This is a genomic window from Arthrobacter sp. STN4 (assembly GCF_024539665.1).
Classification (GTDB): Bacteria; Actinomycetota; Actinomycetes; order Actinomycetales; family Micrococcaceae; genus Specibacter.
The window spans coordinates 16,769-33,488 of sequence record NZ_JAKZGX010000013.1 but is presented as its reverse complement, the minus strand read 5'-3'; the positions used below and the strand labels follow the sequence as shown (position 1 = coordinate 33,488).

Below are 16,720 nucleotides of genomic sequence, written 5' to 3'. Positions count from 1 at the left end.
ACCCGGTTCCCCAATTGAAATCTTTTGCTTCCAGCCACCCTGAAGCCATGCTTTTCGTAGAATTTCCTGGCCCTGGCATTTTCACCGTTGACGCCCAGCCACACCTGCTCCGCACCCCGCGTCGCCGCTCATGCCAGGCTGGCGGCCATCAGGCCGGCCGTCAGGCCCGTGCCATGGACGTGCGGGCGGGCATAGCACTTGCTCAGTTCCACGGCCGCACCGCCACCCACTGCGGCTGCCACATCCGCGTCCGACGGCGGGGCGTCCACCAACATGGTGTAGCCGGCCAGGCGTGCCCCTCGCCGTGCGGAACCACCGGGCGTGGCTGCTGCCGCGGGGCCGTGTTCCTCCGCGACAAACACGGCCCGTGACGGATCACCCAGGTAGCGGGCAAAACTGTCGGCCGTGAGATGGGTGGCGATGAACGCGGCAATGTCTTCCGGCGCGCTGCCGGGAGGGCAGGCCAGCGCGAACGTGACGGACGCAAGTTCCGCCAGGGCCGCGGCATCTTCACTTGCCGCCTGCCGGATGGTGGTTCCCATGTGCTGCTCCCCACGGCCAACTGCGGCCTGTGTGCCGTTCAACGATATAAAAAAGGAGGGCCCCGCGTAGCAGATCGCTACACCGGGCCCTCCGATCAGGCAGCGTTCAAACGCATCGCCTATGCCTCGATGACAACCTTGGTCACGGCCGGGTCCACGGGGATGCCGGGACCGAAGGTGGTGGCCACGGTGGCCTTCTGCACGTAGCGGCCCTTGGAAGCGGACGGCTTCAGGCGAAGCACCTCTTCCAGTGCTGCCGCGTAGTTCTCCGCCAGCTTGGCCGCGTCGAAGGAGACCTTGCCGATGATGAAGTGCAGGTTGGCGTGCTTGTCGACGCGGAAGTCGATCTTGCCGCCCTTGATGTCGTTGACGGCCTTGGCGACGTCGTTCGTGACGGTGCCGGTCTTCGGGTTCGGCATCAGGTTGCGGGGTCCGAGGATCTTGCCCAGGCGGCCCACCTTGCCCATGAGGTCGGGGGTGGCAACGGCTGCGTCAAAGTCGGTCCAGCCGCCCTGGATCTTTTCGATCAGGTCGTCCGTGCCGACAAAGTCGGCGCCGGCGGCGATGGCGGCCTCGGCGCGGTCGCCGGTTGCGAAAACCAGGACGCGGGCGGTCTTGCCGGTGCCGTGGGGGAGGTTGACGGTGCCGCGGATCATCTGGTCCGCCTTGCGGGGGTCAACACCCAGGCGGAACGCGACCTCAACGGTGGCGTCGAACTTGGACGGGTTGGTGTCCTTGGCGAGCTTGATGGCCTCGAACGGTGCGTAAACCTTGTCCGCATCGATCTTGGCTACGGCTGCCTCATATGCTTTGCTGCGCTTTGCCATGCTGCTTGTTTCTCCTTGTGCAGTTGTGGTCGTAAGGACCGCGCGGGCCCTGCCACTACGTCCGCCGCCAGGCACCCGGGGGGCCGGCCGGCGTCGTTCTTGATGATGTTGGTGATGCTGTGGGGTCTCGACAGGCTCGACCCCGGGGTGTCCGAAGCCTAGGCCTCGACGGTGATGCCCATGGAGCGGGCGGTGCCGGCGATGATCTTCTCGGCGCCTTCGATGCTCGTGGCGTTGAGGTCGACCAGCTTCTGCGTGGCGATCTCGGTGACCTGTGCCTTGGTCAGCTGGGCAACCTTGACGGTGTGGGGGGTGGCTGAACCCTTGGCGACGCCGGCAGCCTTCTTGATCAGCTCGGCAGCCGGCGGGGTCTTGGTGATGAAGGTGAAGGAGCGGTCTTCGTAAACCGTGATTTCAACCGGGATGACGTTTCCGCGCTGGGATTCCGTGGCGGCGTTGTAGGCCTTGCAGAATTCCATGATGTTGACACCGTGCTGGCCAAGCGCGGGACCGATCGGAGGTGCCGGGTTGGCGGCGCCTGCCTGGATCTGCAGCTTGATAAGGCCGGTGACCTTTTTCTTGGGAGCCAATGTAGGGTCCTTCTCTCAATAACTTTCCTTCGACGACGGAGCGCGTCCAAGGTGGGTGGCCGGATGGCGTCCGGCCGGACACTGCGCGGCCGCCAAGCAAGCGGCCGTCCAGCGAAATCAGTGGTCCAACTAGATCTTGGTGACCTGGTTGAAGGCGAGCGTGACAGGGGTTTCGCGCTCGAAGATGGAGACCAGCACAACCAGCTGCTGGGATTCGGGCTTGATCTCGGAGATCGTGGCGGAGAGGGTCTCGAACGGGCCGTCCTTGACGATGACGGCCTCGCCGACCTCAAAGTCGATTTCCGCGTCGGCGGGGAGGTGGCGCAGCGGAACGCCGGTTTCCTCGGCCTGCTGCTCCTCGAAGACGGGGGCCAGCATGGAGAAGACCTCGTCCAGGCGCAGCGGGACCGGGTTGTGGGCGTTGCCCACGAAGCCGGTGACGCCGGGGGTGTGGCGGACAACGCCCCAGGAGGCGTCCGTCAGGTCCATGCGGACCAGGACATAGCCGGGAATGCGCACGCGGTTGACAACTTTTCGCTGGGCATTCTTGATCTCCACGACTTCTTCCATGGGGACCTGGACTTCGAAGATGTAATCTTCCATGTTCAGCGACAGGCTGCGGGACTCGAGGTTGACCTTCACGCGGTTTTCGTAGCCGGCGTAGGAGTGGATGACGTACCAGTCCCCCTCCTGGCGGCGCAGCTTGGCCTTGAATTCCTCGGCGGGGTCCACTTCCGGTTCGGCCGCCCCCGCGTCCCCGTCCGCTTCGGACACGGCAGCCCCGTCCTCGGATTCGGCTGCTTCTTCGGCTGCCGGGGTGTCCGTGGCTTCTGCGGGATCCGCAGCGGCGGCGTCGTCCATGGATGCATCAAGGTCAGCACTGATGGCAGCATCAGCAACCACAGTGTCCTGGTCCTGCTCACTGTACGTTGCCTCGGGCTCCTGCTCAGACACGAATTTCCTGCTTTCCTGGTGCGTTACTTAAATGGCTCAAACCGTCCCCCGTGTTCCAAGACACTATCGGGGCCGGCCAAAGTTGAGCGTTTAGTGCTCGACGTTTACGTTTCCGCCAAAGACCCAAAGCACGAGCTTTCCGAATCCCAGGTCCAGGACGGTAACAATACCCATCACGATGATAACGAACACGAGCACAACCGCGGTGTAGTTGAGCAACTCCTTGCGAGTGGGGGTGACAACCTTCTTCATTTCGCCGATGACCTGGCGCAGGAAAATGGCTATGCGTGCAAAGATGCCGGGACCCTTCGGCTTGGCGTTCTTCTTGGCGGGGCGGCCATTGGAGCGGCTTGCCGCGGTTTCGGTCACCATTGCCTCACTCATCATTAGTTGAAAAACACGCGAGCCCGCGCGGGCGGACCGTGTCATGTGCTTGTGTTCGCCAGGCTGGGCGGGGCTTGTCCGCGGCCTTTCCCGTTATCCCGGAATTGCCGCGGACCAAACCCGCTGTGCCTTGACGCAGGGCAGACAGGACTCGAACCTGCAACCTGCGGTTTTGGAGACCGCTGCGCTACCAATTGCGCCACTACCCTATGAAACTAACTGTTGTGCAACCCGGTGGATCGCACCGGAGCCGAAGGCCATGAAATAACTTACAGTCTTGGGCGGCCGTTTCCAAACCGTCGCAAGGCGTGCACCATCATGGTGTTTCAACACCGGTTGTCCATTCTACGCATTGTTGCCCGCCACGTCGAACCGGGGGCCGGATGCGCCTAAAGTAGGGGGTGGGGCCTGCACACGTCAACGGCCCCGCCGTGTCCCCGATGAGTTCCCGTCGAGTCCCGCCACCAAGGACCCCTGCGGGCCCGCCTTTCGAGAGAGAGTACAGAAGATGTCTGCCAACGTGAGCGCCGACCAAGCCGCCGCACGCCGGGTTTCGGCCCGCATCGCCGCCATTGCCGAATCCGCCACCCTGGCAGTGGATGCCAAGGCCAAGGCCCTCAAGGCTGCCGGCCGCCCCGTCATCGGCTTCGGCGCCGGCGAACCGGACTTCCCCACCCCGGACTACATTGTGGAAGCTGCCATCGCCGCGGCCCGCCAGCCCAAGTTCCACCGCTACTCCCCCGCGTCGGGGCTGCCCGAGCTGAAGTCGGCCATCGCCGCCAAGACGCTGCGTGATTCCGGCTATGCCGTGGAGCCTTCCCAGGTGGTGGTCACCAACGGCGGCAAGCAGGCCGTGTACGAATCCTTCGCCACGCTGTTGGACCCGGGGGACGAGGTCATTGTCCCCACCCCGTACTGGACCACCTACCCCGAGGCGATCCGGCTTGCCGGCGGCGTGCCCGTGGAGGTCTTCGCCGGCCCCGAACAGGGCTACCTGGTCACCGTGGACCAGCTCGAGGCGGCGCTCACCCCGCGCACCAAGGTCCTGCTGTTCGTCTCCCCGTCGAACCCCACCGGCGCCGTGTATTCCCCGGAACAGACCCGCGAGATCGGCCAGTGGGCGGCCGCCAAGGGGCTGTGGGTCATCACGGATGAAATCTACGAACACCTGACCTACGACGGCGTGCCGTTCACCTCGATTGCCACTGCCGCCCCGGAGCTGGGCGACCGCGTGGTGGTCCTGAACGGTGTGGCCAAGACCTATGCCATGACCGGATGGCGGGTGGGCTGGATGATTGCCCCGGCCGACGTGGCCAAGGCCGCCACCAACATGCAGTCCCATGCCACCTCCAACGTGGCCAATGTCTCCCAGATGGCCGCCCTGGCCGCCGTCTCCGGCCCGCTGACGGCCGTGGAGGACATGAAGGTGGCCTTTGACCGCCGCCGCAAGGCCATGGTTTCGGCCCTCAACGCGATAGACGGCGTGGAGTGCCCCACCCCGCACGGCGCGTTCTACGCCTACGCCGACGTCCGCGCCCTGCTCGGCCGTGACATTGGCGGCGTCCGCCCGGCCACGTCCGCCGAACTGGCAGCGCTCATCCTGGACAAGGCCGAGGTTGCCGTGGTTCCCGGCGAGGCGTTCGGCCCCAGCGGCTACCTGCGCCTCTCCTACGCCCTGGGCGACGACGACCTGGCCACCGGCGTCGGACGTCTCCAGGAATTCCTCGGCACCGCCAAGTAGGCGGGCCGGACTAGAGCAGGCGGCGGTCGGCGGCCCAGCGGGTGAGTTCGTGGCGGGAGGAGAGCTGCAGCTTGCGCAGCACGGCGGAGACGTGGGTTTCCACCGTCTTGATGGAGATGAACAGCGCCTTTGCCACCTCCTTGTAGGAGTATCCGCGGGCGATCAGGCGCATGACCTCCAATTCGCGGGCGGAGAGCTTGTCCAGCTCGTCCTCCACGGCCACCTCGGCGGTGCCGAAGGCATCCAGGACGAAGCCGGCCAGCCGGGGCGAGAAGACGGCGTCTCCCCCGGCGACCCGCCGGACGGCGTCGGAAATTTCGTGCCCGGAAATGGACTTGGTGACGTAGCCGCGGGCGCCGGCACGGATCACCGAGACCACATCCTCGGCGGAGTCGGAGACGCTCAGCGCCAGGAACTTCACCTGCCCCGGCAGCCCCGAACAGCCCGCAATCACCTCACGTCCGCCCTGGCCGCGGCCGCCGGGCAGGTGGACGTCCAGCAGCACCACGTCCGGGGTGTGGGCGGAGACCGCGGCAATGGCCTGTTCCACCGTGGCCGCCTCCGCCAGCACGTGGATGTCCGCGGCAAGATCGGCCTTCAGCCCCGAGCGGAAGATCGCGTGGTCGTCCACCACCACAACCCTGATGGGCTGTCCTGTCCCCGTCATTTCACGTCCTTTGTCATTTCTTGTCCCCACCGTTGGTGGCCTTGCCGTTTCCGGCCGGCGCGTCGGCCTGCGCCGGCCTGGCCGGCAGGTGCAGGCGCACCTCCGTGCCTTCCGTTGAGCTAATGATCTCAGCCGTGCCGCCGTTGCGCTGCATCCGGCCGACGACGGACTCCCTGACTCCCAGCCTGTCCGGCGGCACGGCGCCGGGATCGAAGCCGGCGCCCCTGTCCTTGACGAAAACGTCGACGCCGGACCCGGCCGCCTCCACGTACACGGACACCGCCGTTCCGCCGTGCCGGACTCCGTTGAGCACGGCCTCGCGGGTGGCCTGGGCCAGGGCCCGCGTGGCCTCGTCCAGTTCGGCGTCGCCCACGCTCACCACCTCCACGGGCAGCCCGTGCAGGTCTTCCACCTCGGCACAGGCGGCTTGGATGCCAGCCACGAGCTTCCCCGGGTCCTTGCCTTCGTCCTGGTAGATCCAGCTGCGTAGTTCCCGCTCCTGGGCCCGGGCCAGCCGGCTGACATCCTGCGGTGAGTCGGCCCGCTTTTGGATCAGGGCCAGGGTCTGGAGGACGGAGTCGTGGAGGTGCGCGGCAATTTCGGCCCGCTGGGTTTCGCGGATGCGCCCGGCCCGTTCATTTTGAAAGTCACGCCAAAATTTGAGCGCCCACGGGGCCAGCACCAGCCCGACGCCGGCCAGGACCGCCAGGGAGGCGACCACGGAGGCCCACACCAGCGCCCATGACCCCGAGCCCGTCACGATGATCAGGACGCCTGCCACCACCAGGACAATTCCTGCGGCGAACCGGGCGATCGACCAGGGCGTGTCCATCTTGGCCGCGTTGAGCAGGCCCACGCGGCGGGTGGCATCGAGCTGCATCCAGGCCAGGACGGCGCCGGCGGAAATCACGCCGAGGGGCACCACGGTCCCCAGGTCAAGGTTCACGCCTGTCCTCGCGCTGAACAGGACCAAGGCGAGGACCACCAGGGCTCCGCCGATGAGGATTTCCCGCAGTCCCACCGAAGCGCCTCTCGGCGCCGAAGCACTCCCGGCCGCGGGGGCTCCCCCGCCGGCACGGATCCCCCCGGCCGGTGCCGGGCGGAACAGCTTCAGGCGGGGGGCGCCGTCGTCGGCCGGCTGCGGCGTACCGGAAGGGTCGTCGTCGCCGGCCAGAGGGACCAGGATCCACAGCCACGCGTAGAAGACCAGACCGGCGCCGAACAGGAAGCAGGAGCCGGCCATGACGGCCCGGACCGTGCCCACGCGCAGGCCGAGGTGCCCGGCCAGGCCCGCACAGACCCCTGCCACCATGCGCTCCGGGGACCGGTACATCTTTACGCTCATGGTTCAATCCAAGCACGGCCCGGCCCCGGCGGCGGGATTGCAAGGGTTGCTTCAGGGTTGATTCAGAGTCACCCCGGATGGCGGGCGCCTGCCCTGGCACGACACGATTGAACCATGAATGACAGCCATGAAGACCAACAGCCCGGGCCGGCACCTGAACCGGCCCCCAACGACAAGCCTGGGCCGGCCGCCGGGTCCGAGGCCGGACACGACCGGCAGCAGCCGCCACCCAATGAACCGACATTTGGCCCGGGGCCCGAACCGCAGCGCAGCGCCCGCCCCTTCGTCTGGCTGCGGTCCCTCGGCGTCCGCCGCGGGAGCAGCCGCTGGGTGGGCGGGGTGTGCAGCGGCCTGGCGGACAAGTGGGGCATCGACCCGGTGATCGTGCGCGGACTGGCCGTGGTCCTGACGCTCATTTTCGGCATCGGCCTGCTGGCCTATGGCGTCGCCTGGGCGCTCCTCCCCGAGCCCGACGGCCGCATCCACGTGGAGCAGGTGGCCCGCGGCCACTGGTCCACGGGCATGACGGGCGCGGCGATTGCAACCTTCTTCGGATTGGCGGGCCCCGGGCAGAGCGTCGCCTGGAACTGGCATGGCGGCTGGTTCCCCTGGCCCGTGCTGTGGGTGGCGGCGATCGTTTGCTGCGTGGTCTGGGCCATAAACCGCGGCAAGGAAGGCCGGTCCGCCACGGGCCGGCCCCCGCGGCAGCAGTACTTCGGCGCACCCGCTGCACCGGGCGTGGCCGGCCATTCCCAAGACCATGTGCCGGCCCCCGCGGCAGGTCCGTACGGTCCGGTGCCGTTCCCCGCCGGCCGGCCCGGCTCCGGCGACCATCCCGCGGAACCGCTTGACAGCCGCACAGCCGCCTGGACCGGGCCGCTCGGCGCCCCCGGCCCCGTGGCCCTTCACGCCAGGCCGCGCCTGGGCGCCGCGGCCAGCCTGCTCTCGCTCGGCCTGGCCGTCATGGTCGGCGCCCTGGTGCTGATCCTCAATGCATCCGGCGTCCTGGACCTGCACGGCTACCAGGCCCCCGCGGCCGCCGCCGCAGCAGCGATCACGGCAGGCCTGGCCATCATGGCTTCCGGCCTCCGCGGCCGCACGGCGGGTGGCGTCGGCACCTTTGCCGCGGCTGCCCTCGTGTTTGCCGGACTGCTGAGCATGGTCCCCCTGCATGCGCCGTGGACGTCCATGGCACATCAGTCCTGGGCCCCCGCCACCGCCAGCGCGGCCCAGGACGGCTTGTCCGTGGCCATGGCTGACGCCAGCATCGACCTGACCGGACTCGACGCCGGCACCGCACCGGGCGGCGACCTCCAGATCCCGGTGAACGTGATTGCCGCCAAGGCCGTGGTCAAGGTCCCCGAAAGCATCCCCGTCACGATCAAGAGCGAGCTTGTGGCCTCCAGCCTTGAAGTGCAGGGGCAGCCTGGCACCGACGGCAAGGCCGTGGTGCAGGCAACCACGACCCAGGTCAATCCCGGCAAGACAGGCAACGGGCTGGTGGTCACCCTGCAAGGCGCGGCCGCCAAGATCACCATCGTCCCCGTGGCCGGCAAGTAGCCGGCCGAAACGGTCCAACAGAGCAATGGGAGAAAACAGCATGAACAACCCAACGGAATCACTGGAATTTCCCGACGCGCCGAAGGGCGGAGCCGGGGACGCCGGCCCCGGCGCCTCCCGCGCAATGGACACGGCGCCGGCCGCAACGCGCCTCCCGGTGAGAGTAGGCACCGTGGTGTGGGGTGCCGTCGTTGTCGCCATTGGGCTGCTGGTCCTGGCCACGCGGCAGGCGGGCCTTCACCTGGACACCGGCCAGGCCGCCATGTGGCTGCTCTTGGGCGCAGGCCTGGCCATGGTGGCCGGCGGGGCGGTCAACGTACTGCGCAAAAAGTAGGGCAAAAAGTAGGGCCCGGGCCGCCTGTCCAGGGGCGGCCCGAAGTTGCCCCCGTCACACGAGCGTCTAGAATGTCCAAGAGAGGAGCTCAACGGTGCGCTCAAACCACACTGACTCCACTCCCCGAAGGACCCATACCCATGAAGATTGGAATTCTGACCAGCGGCGGCGACTGCCCCGGACTCAACGCGGTGATCCGCGGCGTCGTACTCAAGGGCATCAAGAGCTACGGCCACGAATTCGTCGGCTTCCGTGACGGCTGGCGCGGCGTGGTGGAGGGCGACATCATGGACCTGCCCCGCCAGATGGTCCGGGGCATCTCCAAGCAGGGCGGGACCATCCTGGGCACCTCCCGCACCAACCCCTTTGAGGGCAAAGGCGGCCCCGAGGTCATCAAGGCGCACCTGGACCGGCTGGGCATTGAGGCAATGATCGCCATTGGCGGGGAAGGCACGCTGGCTGCGGCCCGCCGCCTCACCGACGCCGGGCTGAAGATCGTGGGTGTGCCGAAGACGGTGGACAACGACCTCGACGCCACCGACTACACCTTCGGTTTTGACACGGCCGTCCAAATCGCCACGGAGGCCATCGACCGCCTGCGGACCACGGGCGAATCGCACCACCGTTGCATGATCGCCGAGGTCATGGGACGCCATGTCGGCTGGATTGCCCTGCACGCCGGCATGTCCACGGGAGCCCACGCCATCCTGATCCCGGAGCAAAAGACCAGCATGGACCAGATTGTTGAATGGGTGCAGGAAGCCCATGACCGCGGCCGCGCACCCCTCGTGGTGGTGGCTGAGGGCTTTGTGCCGGACCACCAGGACTCCGCGCACTCCGAACGCGGCCTGGACACGTTCGGCCGCCCCCGGCTCGGCGGCATCGGCGAGCAGCTGGCCCCCGAGATCGAGGCCCGCACCGGCATTGAAACCCGGGCCACGATCCTGGGCCACATCCAGCGCGGCGGCGTCCCCTCCAGCTTCGACCGCGTGCTGGCCACCCGGCTGGGCATGGCCGCCGTCGACTCCGTCGTGGAAGGGCGCTGGGGCACCATGGTCTCCCTAAAGGGGACGGAAATCGAGCATGTCCCGTTTGAGGCGGCGCTGGGCAACCTGAAGACCGTCCCGCAGCACCGCTATGACGAGGCCGCCATCCTGTTCGGCTGAGCCCACGCGCCCGAGGGGCCACGGCCGGCGCCCCGGCGCCGGGCGGGGAGGGCGTGGGTGGGGCCACGCGCCCGAGGGGCCACGGCCGGCGCCACGGCCGGCGCCCCGGCGCCGGGCGGGGAGGGCGTGGGGACTAGCCTTGATGCATGACCTTTGACCTGAGTTCGGCGCCCATCGTCCGGCTGGCCTGGGAACGGCACCTGGGCTTGCCCGCCGATTCACTTGTGGCCGGTTCGTCCGGCGGACGCATCACACAATCCGACGATTCGGGCTCGCTTTCCTTCCTGCGGCTCTGGGACCAGGGGGTCCTGACCGGCCCCGCCGAACTGCTCCGGGCTGCGGAAGCCTACAGCGACGACGAACTAAGCGACCACGCCACCATGCTCCGTCTCAGCCGTGGCCTTGGCGGGCGCGGCTGCGGCACGCAGGCGCTCTACTACGCCGACGACCTCCGCCTGAAGCAGCCGGAAGGAACCGTCATGGTCTCCCACGGCAATCCGGAGGCCGTGGCACTCGAGGCGCTGTGCCCGCCCGACGACGTCAACGACGTCGGGCTCTCCGGCCTCCCGCACAAGTTCACGGTGATGGATTCCGAAGAGCCCGGTGGCGGCCCGCTCGCCTGCGCCGCCTACGCCGAGTTCGCCGGGATGTTGGCGCAGCTGGGCACGCTGGTGCCGCCGAAGTTCCGGCGCAGGGGCCTGGGCAGGCGGGCCACCGAAATCGCCGCCCACGAGGCACTGGCCACCGGCCTGATTGCCCAGTGGCGCGCGGACGTCAACAACGCAGGCGCCCACGCACTGGCCATCTCAACCGGCTTTAGTGTGGCCGGCTTACAGACTTCGGTTGCCCTTCAGCCCCGTCAAAGTCCGCATAAATAGCGTCCACGGCCCGCGGCTTGGCGAAGAGGATTGCCATCACGCCGCCCACCAGGACCACCAGGGCCGGCAGGACCATGGACTGCCCCATGGCCGTAGAGAAGCCTGCACGAAGGAATTCGGGAAGCTGGCCGCTGGCACCGGCGGCACCCTGCGGGGCACCAGCGGGCATCTCGGCAGCCAGCCGTGCACCGATCAGGGCGGCTATGGCTGCCGAACCCAGCACCGAGCCGATCTGCCGGGTCGTGTTGTAGATTCCGGCGCCGGCGCCCGCCTCCCGCGGACCAAGGTTTCGGGTGGCTGTTGTTGACAGCGGCGCCCAAATCCCGGAGCTGGCAATGCCAAGCAGTCCGCTGGGCAGCAGGAACAGCCAGATCGGCGTGTCGGCATTCATCAGGGACGACGTCCACAGCAGGGAAACCGCCATCAGGATGAAGCCCGTCAGTGCCACGTAGCGCGGGTTGACGATGTCCACCAGCCTGCCCACAAACGGTGCCAGGACGCCGGAAAACAGTGCCATGGGGACCATCATCAGGGCCGATTGCGTCGGCGACATGCCACGCACCAGCTGGTAGTAGAAGAACAGCGGCAGGCTCATGGCAGTGACCGTGAAACCCATGGTGGTGATGGCTGCGTTGGCGAGGGAGAAGTTGCGCACCTTGAACAGGTGCAGCGGCACCAGCGCCTCCCCCTTCGTCACTGCCTGCCAGACAATGAACAGGCCAAGGAACACGATCCCGGCGATGATCAGCCCCCACACCGAGATGGGGCCGGCAATGGTCCCCCAGTTGTACTTTTCGCCTTCCTGGATGCCGAAGACCAGCATGAACAGGCCGATGGAACTCAGCGCCACGCCCAGGAGGTCAAACTTGTGGTCGTGCGTCGCCAGGGTCGGCACAAGGCGCCAGGCCATGATGAACGCCACCACGCCCACCGGCACGTTGACAAAGAAGATCCATTCCCAGCCCAGCCCGTCCACCAGCACGCCGCCCAGGATGGGGCCCACCAGCATGGCGACGCCGGCCGTGGCGCCCCACAGGCCCATGGCGGGCCCGCGCTTGTCGGGGGCGAAGATGCGGGTGATCACGGCCATGGTCTGCGGCGTCATCAATGCCGCACCGAAACCCTGCACCGCGCGGGCCAGGATCAGCATGCCGATGCTGCCGGAGAGCCCGCACCACAGCGAGGCCAGGGTGAACACGCTCAGGCCGATCAGGTACAGGCTCTTGGGGCCGTACTTGTCACCGAGCCGGCCGGTGACAAGCAGCGGCACGGCGTAGGCCAGCAGGTAGGCGCTGGTCACCCAGATGACGGAGTTGATGTCCGTGTGCAGGCCTTCCATGATCTTCGGGTTGGCCACCGAGACGATGGTCGAGTCGACCAGGATCATGAAGAAGCCCAACACGAGCGCCCATAACGCGGGCCACGGTTTTGCGACGGTTTCCATGCAATGTTCCTTAAGGTTCGGTTGAAGCCGTTGTGTTGAAGGTTTCGGCCAGCCGCCAGGGCAGCGCACCGGCGGCGATGTCTGCGGACAGCTGGCGGATCCAGGCCAGTTCCGCTTCCGTCATGGCCTGCTGATACAAAAGTTCCAGCCAATACTGTTCCGGCACGCCCTTGGCCTGTGCCCCCTGCACGTCCGCCGCCAGCTCGGCGAGGCGGGCAGCCAGCGCCTCCATGCGTGTGCCCAGCAGTTCAAGCACGACGGCGGCCGGCAGGTTGTGTGCCTCGGCCACCGCCTGGGGGAAGCTGGGGTACTCGGCAGCCGGGCGTCCCAGCAGTTCCTTGAGCCGGGCTTCCAGGGCCTCACGCCCCGCCGGCAGGATCGCATAAGTGGTGCGTTCCGGGCGGTTGCCCTCCCGCTCGGTGCCAACCGCCTTGACAAGGTCGGCCGCGGCGAGCCTGCCCACCGTGTGGTACAGGGTGCCCGGCTTGACCTTCACCAGCCGGTCTTCGCGCCGGTGGATGAGCAGCTGGTACATCTCGTAGGGGTGCATGGGACGTTCGGCCAGCAGCCCCAGTGCCGCCACGCCGAGGGGTGTGAGGTGCTTCTCTCCCGTCATGCCTGCCGTCCTTCGCCCATTTAGTCCCCAAGAATTATTCCACGTGGACTATATGGAGAACAACATCGTCCCCCGGTTTGTTCCGTGGTGGTGTCCGGGGCCGGGAACGGCCCGCCCTACCTCGGTGCGCGCAGGAAACCGGTGGCGCGACCGACCACCTGGCCGGCGTCGGTGGCCACAATGGTTTCCTGGGCGGCCGTGTACTTTTCGCCGGCGTCGTCCACCACGAGCGCGGCGTCGGGGTCCACGGTGCGCTTGATCAAGGCCAGGGCGATGGGACCCATTTCATAGTGTTGTGCCACGCTGGTCACGACGCCCACCTTGCGCTCGCCCGCGAACACCCCGCTGCCCGGGGCCGGGATGGTGTGCTGGGATCCGTCCAGCTGGAGGAAGACGAGGCGGCGCGGCGGGTGGCCCAGGTTGTGGACGCGCGCCACCGTTTCCTGGCCCTTGTAGCACCCCTTGGCCAGGTGCACCGCCGTGCGCAGCAGGTCCAGTTCGTGGGGAATGGATTTGTCGTCGGTCTCTGCCCCGCGGCGCGGGCGCCAGGCGGCAATTCGCAAAGCCTCCGCCGCCCAGGCACCGGCCAGCGGCCGGGTGCCCACCGTGGCAACCAGGTCCGCGGCAGGGACCAGGTATTCGTGCCAGGGACGTTCCAGCCCGGGGTGGGCACCCTCTTCGACGGCGGCGTAACTCCAGCCGCCGGCGCCGATGTGCGGCCAGGGGTCGGTCCACACCACGAGTCCGTCCCATTCGGGGACCTCCACCACGGATCCCAGCACGGCCCAGCCTGCCGAGACATCCGTCACGTCGACCCGCAGCATGAACTTCATGGAGGTCAGCCATTCGGCCAGCGGCGCAGCCTCCCCGGCCTCCACAACCAGCCACGTGGTCCCCCCGTCGTCCACCACGCGGGCGTCGAATTCGATCCGCCCCTGCACGCTCAGCAGCAACAGCTCCGTGCCGGCCCCGGGGGCCAGGTGGGTGAGGCTTTGCGAGGAGAGCGTGTTCAGCCAGCTCAGCCGGTCCGGACCGGACACGGTGACCACGCCGCGGTGGGAAAGGTCCACGACGGCGGTCCCGGGCTTGCCAAGGTAGCCGGCCAGGAGGCGCTGTTCACGGAGGGGATCCCCGTAGTGTGCCGCCACCCCGGCATCCAGGCCGCCGGCCTGCACGGCGCCATGGCGGTTCAGCAGGGGACTCAAATAACTCATAACGTTTCCAACGCCTTCCGTGATACGCCTATTCCAGCCACCCTCGACGCCGGCGGTCGCCGATGCAGCCCACAGCGGGGCCGGGATTTATTACGCTGTTAAGCGACCTTGTGCAGGGCTGCGGAGGCGTGGGCTTCGAGGGACTTGCCCTGGGCGGCAACATCCCAGCGCCAGAAAAGGTCGCCGTTGACCAGGCCGAAGATGCGGGTGGCCGCCGTGTAGGCCTTGGCCCCGGCGTGCCGCATGACGGCGTCGGTGGAGAGCTGGATCTGCGGTCCCTTGATGCTGCCGTAGTACAGCTCGGAGATGCCGCCGGGGTGGACAATGCCAGCCATGATGTCAAAGCCGCCGTCGGCATTGCGCAGGGCCTCGACGTCGTCGGCCGTCCGCAGTGCGGGCACAATGTCGGCGGGGACCATGCCGGGGCCGCCGTCGGCGTCGTTCATGGGGCGGTCAAGCTGCCAAAAGCCCATTTCCACGGACAGGGGGCGCAGGATGGTGCCGTCCTCGTCCGTGAGCCAGGATTCGGCCGTGTACCGCAGGTACGGCAGCCCGTTGGCGCTGAACGTGGCGGTTTGGGTGAAGTGTTCGTCGTCCGCCTCACCGGATCCCAGCCGGCCGCGTCCCGTCCAGGTGCCCAGCAGCCAGGACAGCGGGACCAGTTCGGGTGTCAGGTCCGTGGGGATTTCAATGGCCATGGCGGCCTACTGCTGGCCCTTGAAGAGGCGCCACACCACCATGACGGCGAACCAGGCCATGGTGAGTCCGGCGAGGACCAGCAGGCAGATGAAGAAAATTTCCAGGGAAAGTACGCTCATGGAGCCATCCTATCGTGATCTTTTGGCGCTCAGGTCAACAGCAGTTTTTCCATGAAATACACCAGGGCGCCGAGCGCAAGGACCGGTGCCGCCGCCGCGGCCAGGCCTCCCGCAACATTGGGAACAGGCCCCGAGAGGGTGCGCAGGCGGTGGAAGCTGGCAATCACGGCCGCCACGAGCGCCCCGATCACGGCGGCAGGCACAATCCGCAGCTCGGAGACGAGCAGTGCCGCGAGCGGGCCGGCCAAGGCGGCCAGGACAATGGCCAGCGGCGCCAGGACCCTGTCCGGCCAGGGCAGCATGCCAATGACCAGGGCCACCCCCGCACCCGTGGCGGCAACCACGGTCATGCCGGGCTCGCCAAGGAAGCGGTAGGAGGAGACCCAGCCGGCGGCAAACCCGGCGATCAGGACGCCGGCCCCCGCACCCAGGGTGGACTCGAGCCGGTGTTCCTGGCCCGCGCCCCTCAGGAGCTGCACCACCATGACCGCGCCGAAGCCGAAGGCAATGAACACCGGCGTCCAGACCAGAAAGTTGGCATCGCGGGTCAGCCCGCCGGCCAGGGCCGCCCCTGCGCCGCTGAGGGCGATCACGGCACCCAGGGTCTTCTTCGCCGGAATGCCCAAATACTGCGGCCAGCCGTAGCCAAAACCAACGGAAAGCACCACGGCCACACCCACTGTCCAGCCCAGCCCCAAGGAGTGCCCGGCGACGATGGCTGCGAGCGCAACGATTCCAACAAGTCCGGCTATTGATGACTTCACACATCAATCCTGCCCTACTCTGGCGGTACACTGTGGAACAACCCCTGCCCCGGTGCGTTGTGCCACTGGCGCCGCTGCCCTGGCCCACGGTGCGATCAACCGGTCCCGGGGGTGACCGGTGGTTCATCGCTCAAAGATGCGCTTATCTACGCACTTTGGAGGAAGTCATGTCGCAGATCTTAATGCTGACCAACAACCAGGGCAGTTCCGTGGACGTCCTGCCTGCCTTGGAACTGCTCAGCCACTCGATCCACATCCTGCCCGCCGTCCCCACTGCCCTGCTGGACGCCAGGCCGACCGACCTGATCATGGTCGACGCACGCAAGGACCTGGCCGGCTCCCGGTCCCTGACCCAGTTGCTGCGTGCGACAGGCATCAGCGTGCCCCTGCTGCTGGTCCTGACGGAAGGCGGCATGGCCGCCGTCACGGCGTCGTGGGCGGCGGATGACGTCATTCTCGATTCAGCCGGTCCCGCGGAGGTGGAGGCGCGCATCCGGCTGGCCCTGACGCGGGTCTCCGACGCCGAGGACTCGGTGCACCAGGAAATCCAGGCCGCCGGCGTGGTGATTGACGAGGACAGCTACACGGCACGGGTCCATGGCAAGGCGCTGAACCTGACCTACAAGGAATTTGAGCTGCTGAAGTACCTGGCGCAGCATCCGGGCCGCGTCTTCACCCGTGCGCAGCTGTTGAATGAAGTCTGGGGCTATGACTATTACGGGGGCACCCGCACCGTCGATGTCCACGTCAGGCGCCTGCGTGCCAAGCTCGGCTCGGACCACGAGAGCCTGATCAGCACGGTCCGCAACGTCGGCTACCGCCTCACCATTGCCAACATGCCCGACGACGAACTGGCCGGGGCGTAACACAACACGC

18 protein-coding genes and 1 tRNA gene are annotated in these 16,720 nt (G+C 67.5%); 6 read left to right on the top strand and 13 right to left on the bottom strand.

What is annotated here, in order from left to right; all coding sequences use genetic code 11:
- Window positions 1–128: 128 nt before the first annotated feature.
- From MMF96_RS11040 to MMF96_RS11015, 6 genes are all read right to left on the bottom strand, one after another.
- On the bottom strand, window positions 129–542 hold the full coding sequence (locus tag MMF96_RS11040; RefSeq protein WP_306295849.1) for a hypothetical protein: 414 nt from the start codon (window positions 540–542) through the stop codon (window positions 129–131).
- A 119-nt stretch (window positions 543–661) separates the two neighbouring features.
- Window positions 662–1,369, bottom strand: coding sequence for a 50S ribosomal protein L1 (rplA, locus tag MMF96_RS11035; protein ID WP_176615119.1), 708 nt, complete (start codon window positions 1,367–1,369; stop codon window positions 662–664).
- A gap of 158 nt (window positions 1,370–1,527) precedes the next feature.
- On the bottom strand, window positions 1,528–1,959 hold the full coding sequence (gene rplK, locus MMF96_RS11030; RefSeq protein ID WP_026555792.1) for a 50S ribosomal protein L11: 432 nt from the start codon (window positions 1,957–1,959) through the stop codon (window positions 1,528–1,530).
- A gap of 129 nt (window positions 1,960–2,088) precedes the next feature.
- Window positions 2,089–2,913 (bottom strand): transcription termination/antitermination protein NusG, encoded by an 825-nt coding sequence (nusG, locus tag MMF96_RS11025; RefSeq protein WP_256883575.1) that lies wholly within the window; start codon window positions 2,911–2,913, stop codon window positions 2,089–2,091.
- Between the two features lie 90 nt (window positions 2,914–3,003).
- Entirely contained in the window at window positions 3,004–3,297 is a 294-nt protein-coding gene (gene secE / locus MMF96_RS11020; protein WP_176615199.1) for a preprotein translocase subunit SecE, read from the bottom strand.
- A gap of 136 nt (window positions 3,298–3,433) precedes the next feature.
- Window positions 3,434–3,506: transfer RNA gene (locus MMF96_RS11015), tRNA-Trp, on the bottom strand.
- Window positions 3,507–3,805: 299 nt separating this feature from the next.
- Here MMF96_RS11015 and MMF96_RS11010 point away from each other — a divergent pair.
- The gene (locus tag MMF96_RS11010) at window positions 3,806–5,038 is read left to right on the top strand and encodes a pyridoxal phosphate-dependent aminotransferase (RefSeq protein ID WP_256883574.1); all 1,233 of its coding nucleotides are present in this window, start codon (window positions 3,806–3,808) and stop codon (window positions 5,036–5,038) included.
- A 10-nt stretch (window positions 5,039–5,048) separates the two neighbouring features.
- On the opposite strand, the gene MMF96_RS11005 is transcribed toward MMF96_RS11010, so the two are convergent.
- Entirely contained in the window at window positions 5,049–5,705 is a 657-nt protein-coding gene (locus MMF96_RS11005) for a response regulator transcription factor (protein ID WP_176615116.1), read from the bottom strand.
- A 13-nt stretch (window positions 5,706–5,718) separates the two neighbouring features.
- Window positions 5,719–7,050, bottom strand: coding sequence for an ATP-binding protein (locus MMF96_RS11000; protein WP_256883573.1), 1,332 nt, complete (start codon window positions 7,048–7,050; stop codon window positions 5,719–5,721).
- A gap of 114 nt (window positions 7,051–7,164) precedes the next feature.
- On the opposite strand from MMF96_RS11000, the gene MMF96_RS10995 reads away from it, so the two are divergent.
- The 4 genes from MMF96_RS10995 to MMF96_RS10980 all read left to right on the top strand — a co-directional run bounded on the left by MMF96_RS10995 (window position 7,165) and on the right by MMF96_RS10980 (window position 10,988).
- Window positions 7,165–8,610 carry a PspC domain-containing protein gene (locus MMF96_RS10995; RefSeq protein WP_256883572.1) on the top strand — a complete coding sequence of 482 codons (1,446 nt, stop codon included), beginning with the start codon at window positions 7,165–7,167 and terminating at the stop codon, window positions 8,608–8,610.
- A 40-nt stretch (window positions 8,611–8,650) separates the two neighbouring features.
- Entirely contained in the window at window positions 8,651–8,944 is a 294-nt protein-coding gene (locus MMF96_RS10990; protein ID WP_256127636.1) for a hypothetical protein, read from the top strand.
- A 140-nt stretch (window positions 8,945–9,084) separates the two neighbouring features.
- On the top strand, window positions 9,085–10,110 hold the full coding sequence (locus MMF96_RS10985) for a 6-phosphofructokinase (protein WP_176615113.1): 1,026 nt from the start codon (window positions 9,085–9,087) through the stop codon (window positions 10,108–10,110).
- A gap of 146 nt (window positions 10,111–10,256) precedes the next feature.
- Entirely contained in the window at window positions 10,257–10,988 is a 732-nt protein-coding gene (locus MMF96_RS10980) for a GNAT family N-acetyltransferase (protein WP_176615112.1), read from the top strand.
- Here MMF96_RS10980 and MMF96_RS10975 read toward each other — a convergent pair.
- The 5 genes from MMF96_RS10975 to MMF96_RS10955 all read right to left on the bottom strand — a co-directional run bounded on the left by MMF96_RS10975 (window position 10,927) and on the right by MMF96_RS10955 (window position 15,844).
- Complete coding sequence (locus tag MMF96_RS10975; RefSeq protein WP_256883571.1) at window positions 10,927–12,432, bottom strand: DHA2 family efflux MFS transporter permease subunit; 1,506 nt, start codon at window positions 12,430–12,432, stop codon at window positions 10,927–10,929. The genes MMF96_RS10980 and MMF96_RS10975 overlap by 62 nt on opposite strands.
- Window positions 12,433–12,442: 10 nt before the next feature.
- Window positions 12,443–13,048 (bottom strand): PadR family transcriptional regulator, encoded by a 606-nt coding sequence (locus MMF96_RS10970; protein WP_176615110.1) that lies wholly within the window; start codon window positions 13,046–13,048, stop codon window positions 12,443–12,445.
- A 116-nt stretch (window positions 13,049–13,164) separates the two neighbouring features.
- Window positions 13,165–14,262, bottom strand: coding sequence for a folate-binding protein YgfZ (locus MMF96_RS10965; protein ID WP_176615109.1), 1,098 nt, complete (start codon window positions 14,260–14,262; stop codon window positions 13,165–13,167).
- Between the two features lie 98 nt (window positions 14,263–14,360).
- Window positions 14,361–14,960: an FABP family protein gene (locus MMF96_RS10960; RefSeq protein ID WP_176615108.1), complete on the bottom strand. Its 600-nt coding sequence runs from the start codon at window positions 14,958–14,960 to the stop codon at window positions 14,361–14,363.
- Window positions 14,961–15,109: 149 nt separating this feature from the next.
- Window positions 15,110–15,844, bottom strand: a complete 735-nt coding sequence (locus MMF96_RS10955) for a permease (protein ID WP_176615107.1) — start codon at window positions 15,842–15,844, stop codon at window positions 15,110–15,112.
- A 167-nt stretch (window positions 15,845–16,011) separates the two neighbouring features.
- Here MMF96_RS10955 and MMF96_RS10950 point away from each other — a divergent pair, with 167 nt between their 5' ends.
- On the top strand, window positions 16,012–16,710 hold the full coding sequence (locus MMF96_RS10950) for a response regulator transcription factor (RefSeq protein ID WP_176615106.1): 699 nt from the start codon (window positions 16,012–16,014) through the stop codon (window positions 16,708–16,710).
- The last annotated feature ends 10 nt before the right edge of the window (window positions 16,711–16,720 follow it).

Excerpts from the sequence above, each read along its gene's own strand:
- MMF96_RS11040 (WP_306295849.1), bottom strand. The coding sequence starts at position 542 with ATGGGAACCACCATCCGGCAGGCGGCAAGTGAAGATGCCGCGGCCCTG.
- rplA (WP_176615119.1), bottom strand. The coding sequence starts at position 1,369 with ATGGCAAAGCGCAGCAAAGCATATGAGGCAGCCGTAGCCAAGATCGAT.
- secE (WP_176615199.1), bottom strand. The coding sequence starts at position 3,297 with ATGAGTGAGGCAATGGTGACCGAAACCGCGGCAAGCCGCTCCAATGGC.
- MMF96_RS11010 (WP_256883574.1), top strand. The coding sequence starts at position 3,806 with ATGTCTGCCAACGTGAGCGCCGACCAAGCCGCCGCACGCCGGGTTTCG.
- MMF96_RS11005 (WP_176615116.1), bottom strand. The coding sequence starts at position 5,705 with ATGACGGGGACAGGACAGCCCATCAGGGTTGTGGTGGTGGACGACCAC.
- MMF96_RS11000 (WP_256883573.1), bottom strand. The coding sequence starts at position 7,050 with ATGAGCGTAAAGATGTACCGGTCCCCGGAGCGCATGGTGGCAGGGGTC.
- MMF96_RS10995 (WP_256883572.1), top strand. The coding sequence starts at position 7,165 with ATGAATGACAGCCATGAAGACCAACAGCCCGGGCCGGCACCTGAACCG.
- MMF96_RS10990 (WP_256127636.1), top strand. The coding sequence starts at position 8,651 with ATGAACAACCCAACGGAATCACTGGAATTTCCCGACGCGCCGAAGGGC.
- MMF96_RS10985 (WP_176615113.1), top strand. The coding sequence starts at position 9,085 with ATGAAGATTGGAATTCTGACCAGCGGCGGCGACTGCCCCGGACTCAAC.
- MMF96_RS10980 (WP_176615112.1), top strand. The coding sequence starts at position 10,257 with ATGACCTTTGACCTGAGTTCGGCGCCCATCGTCCGGCTGGCCTGGGAA.
- MMF96_RS10975 (WP_256883571.1), bottom strand. The coding sequence starts at position 12,432 with ATGGAAACCGTCGCAAAACCGTGGCCCGCGTTATGGGCGCTCGTGTTG.
- MMF96_RS10970 (WP_176615110.1), bottom strand. The coding sequence starts at position 13,048 with ATGACGGGAGAGAAGCACCTCACACCCCTCGGCGTGGCGGCACTGGGG.
- MMF96_RS10965 (WP_176615109.1), bottom strand. The coding sequence starts at position 14,262 with ATGAGTTATTTGAGTCCCCTGCTGAACCGCCATGGCGCCGTGCAGGCC.
- MMF96_RS10960 (WP_176615108.1), bottom strand. The coding sequence starts at position 14,960 with ATGGCCATTGAAATCCCCACGGACCTGACACCCGAACTGGTCCCGCTG.
- MMF96_RS10950 (WP_176615106.1), top strand. The coding sequence starts at position 16,012 with ATGTCGCAGATCTTAATGCTGACCAACAACCAGGGCAGTTCCGTGGAC.